The following is a 3,478-nucleotide window of genomic DNA, read 5'->3' as shown; positions in this document are numbered from 1 at the left end:
CTCTGGGTCGGTGACTCCGACGGCGTGGAGATCCGCGTCCGCCCGGAGCCGGCCACCGGCGCGGACCGAGCCGGGGGCGTCGCGCTCCCCGGCGGACTGCGCCTGGAACTGGTCAGCCCCGGCGACGAGACCCCGCCCCGCGGGACCCTGCCCGAGGCGCCCCAGGCCGCCCTGTCCGCCGAGGCCACCGCCACGGCGGCGGTGAACGCGGGGCTCGTCCCGATCGGCGCCTCCGTCATCCCGGAACTGACGAAGCAGCAGACCGAGGCGGGCCTGACGGCCACCCTGAGCGCGGGCGCCGCCAAGGCGAAGCCCTACATCGGACCCCGGCCGCGCATCGTCACCCGCAAGGGCTGGGGCGCGGACGAGAAGCTGCGCGAGAAGAACTTCGCGTACACCAAGACCGTGAAGGCGGCCTTCCTGCACCACACCGCTTCGGGCAACAACTACACCTGCGCACAGGCCCCGTCGGTGCTCCGCAGCATCTACCGCTACCACGTCAGGAGCAGCGGCTGGCGCGACTTCGGCTACAACTTCGCGATCGACAAGTGCGGAAACATCTACGAAGGCCGTGCCGGAGGTGTGGCCAAGCCGGTCCTCGGGGCCCACACTCTCGGTTTCAACACCGACACCACGGGCGTCGCCATCATCGGCTCCTACGGCACGAAGAACCCGCCGAAGGCGGCCGTGAACGCGGTCTCGCGCCTGGTGGCCTGGAAGCTCGGTCTGCACGGCCGCAATCCGAGCGGAACGACCACACTGAAGTCCGCCGGTGGCAACCTGTACAAGAAGGGCACGAACGCCAGGCTCAAGGTGATCTCCGGTCACCGGGACGGTTTCGCCACGGCGTGTCCCGGCGCCCGCCTCTACAAGAAGCTCGGCACGACCCGGTCGGCATCGGCCAAGCTCCAGGGCCGCTGAAACCGCACCCGTACCCGCACGGCACGAATCGCACGTTCTGCACGATCTGCACAGCCGTCTGCATACACTGGCCGGCCGAAACTCAAGTTCGGCCGGCCCCAGCAGGAAGCAGAGACGACAGGTGACAGAAGCGATCCTCCTGGTCGGCGGCAAGGGAACCCGGCTGCGACCGCTCACGGTCCACACCCCCAAGCCGATGGTTCCGGCGGCGGGCGTCCCGTTCCTCACCCACCAGCTCGCGCGGGCCCGCGCGGCGGGCGTGGAACACATCGTCCTCGCCACCTCCTACCTCGCCGAGGTGTTCGAGCCCTACTTCGGCGACGGCTCGGCGCTCGGCCTCCACATCGAGTACGTCACGGAGACCGAACCGCTCGGCACCGGCGGCGCCATCCGCAACGTGGCGTCGCGGCTGCGGTCCGGCCCCGACGAACCGGTCCTGATCTTCAACGGCGACATCCTCACGGGCCTGGACATCCGCGCCCTCGTGGCCACCCACGAGACCTCGGGCGCGGACGTCTCCCTGCATCTGACCCGGGTCGACGACCCCCGGGCGTACGGTCTTGTCCCCACCGACAGAACCGGCCGGGTCACCGCCTTCCTGGAGAAGCCGCAGACCCCCGAGGAGATCGTCACCGACCAGATCAACGCGGGAGCGTACGTCTTCCGCCGCTCGGTCATCGACACGATCCCCACGGGCCGTCCCGTCTCGGTCGAACGCGAGACCTTCCCCGACCTGCTCTCCACCGGCGCCCACCTCCAGGGCATGGTCGACTCGACGTACTGGCTCGACCTGGGCACGCCCCAGGCGTTCGTACGCGGCTCCGCCGACCTCGTCCTCGGCCGCGCCCCGTCCCCCGCGGTCCCCGGCCGCTGCGGCGAGCACCTCGTCCTGCCCTCCGCCTCGGTCGCCCCGGACGCCAAGCTCACCGGCGGCACGGTGATCGGCGCGGACGCCCGGATCGGCGAGGGGGCGCGGATCGCGGGCAGCGCGGTCCTCGCGGGCGCGGTCGTGGAGCCGGGCGCGGTGATCACCGACTCCCTGATCGGCGCGGGCGCCCGGATCGGCGCGCGCTCGGTCCTCGCCGGAGCGGTCATCGGCGACGCGGCGACGGTCGGCGCGGACAACGAACTCCGCGAGGGCGTACGCGTCTGGTGCGACGCGCGACTGCCGCGGGGGGCGGTCCGCTTCTCCTCGGACCAGTAGAGCGGGCACGCTCCACGGCACCCGCATCGCATCCGCACCCGCATGGCATCCGTACCCACTCCCGGGGCCGGACCCCTTACCCTCATACGAATGTCGTCTCGTTTCGCCCCGCGTCCCATGGGTCCCACGGGTCCCATGGGTCCCACGCGTACCTCGGTGCGCGGTGGCGAGACGGTCGTACCCGGGGGCGTCCCGCGTCAGGCGTCGGCGCCCCTGAGCCGTACGTGGCAGCCGCCCTTCGCGCTGGACCTCGGCCTGACGCTGGGCCCGCTGCGGCGGGGCCCGTGGGACCCGACGTTCCGTACGACACCCGACGGCTCGATCTGGCGCGCGAGCCGTACGCCGGAGGGCCCGGGGACGCTGCGGGTGGCGATGCGCTCCGGCACGGTGGAGGCCGAGGCCTGGGGCGAGGGGGCGGACTGGCTCCTGGACCGCCTGCCCACGCTCCTCGGCGAGGCGGACGACCCCGGGGCCTTCGAGCCCCGCCACCGCCTGGTCGCGGCGTCGGCCCGCCGCCGCCAGGGCCTGCGCCTGGTGCGCTCGGGCCTGGTCCTGGAATGCCTGATCCCCGTGATCCTTGAGCAGAAGATCACGGTGGAGGAGGCCTACCGGGCCTGGCGTCTCCTGGTCAGGGGCCACGGCGAGCGGGCCCCGGGCCCGAACACGGACCTGTACGTGATGCCGTCCCCGCGCACCTGGGCGCTGATCCCCTCCTGGGAGTGGCACAGGGCGGGCGTCGACGACAAGCGGGCGTCGACGATCCTGCGGGCCGTACGGGTGGCCCGGCGCCTGGAGGAAGCGGCGTCGATGGAACCACCGCAGGCCCAGGCCCGCCTGGAACTGATCCCGGGCATCGGCCCCTGGACCTCGTCGGAAACGGTCCAGCGCACGAATGGCGCCGCCGACGCGGTGACGGTGGGCGACCTCCACCTCCCCGGCATCATCGGCCACGCCCTGGCGGCCAACCGCGAAGCGGACGACGAGGAAATGCTCCGCCTCCTGACCCCCTACGAGGGCCAGCGCCACAGAGCGGCCCGCCTCATCCTCCTGACGGGCCACACCCCACCGAGAAGAAAACCCAAAATGCCAAGAACAAACATCGCCCTGCTCTGACCAAGCCCCACCCACCCCGAGGCAGCCGAAGGCACGGCCACGGGGCACCAGCCCAGGGACACGAAGCCCGCCCCAAGCCGACGGGCGGGTAAGCAGCCTCAGGGGCGCGGGGAACTGCGCGGAAAACGAGAGCGACCCGCACCCAAGAGACGGCCCAAGGCCCGCCAGGCCCCGCGGGAACTGCGCGGAAAACGAGAGCGACCCGCACCCGAAAAGCCGCCCAAGGCCCCCGCCAGGCCC

At 72.3% G+C, this 3,478-nt stretch carries 3 protein-coding genes; all 3 read left to right on the top strand.

What is annotated here, in order from left to right:
* Positions 1-921: peptidoglycan recognition protein family protein (locus AB8Z36_RS32350; protein ID WP_369216947.1), on the top strand; the 921-nt coding region annotated here is incomplete at its 5' end.
* A gap of 121 nt (positions 922-1,042) precedes the next feature.
* The gene (locus AB8Z36_RS32345) at positions 1,043-2,125 is read left to right on the top strand and encodes a sugar phosphate nucleotidyltransferase (protein WP_369216946.1); all 1,083 of its coding nucleotides are present in this window, start codon (positions 1,043-1,045) and stop codon (positions 2,123-2,125) included.
* A 90-nt stretch (positions 2,126-2,215) separates the two neighbouring features.
* On the top strand, positions 2,216-3,238 hold the full coding sequence (locus tag AB8Z36_RS32340) for a DNA-3-methyladenine glycosylase family protein (RefSeq protein WP_369216945.1): 1,023 nt from the start codon (positions 2,216-2,218) through the stop codon (positions 3,236-3,238).
* The last annotated feature ends 240 nt before the right edge of the window (positions 3,239-3,478 follow it).

This window comes from Streptomyces flavofungini (assembly GCF_041028215.1).
GTDB classification, from domain to species: Bacteria; Actinomycetota; Actinomycetes; order Streptomycetales; family Streptomycetaceae; genus Streptomyces; species Streptomyces flavofungini_B.
The sequence above is the reverse complement of the archived record's forward strand: the minus strand, read 5'-3'. Positions and strand labels throughout refer to the sequence as shown.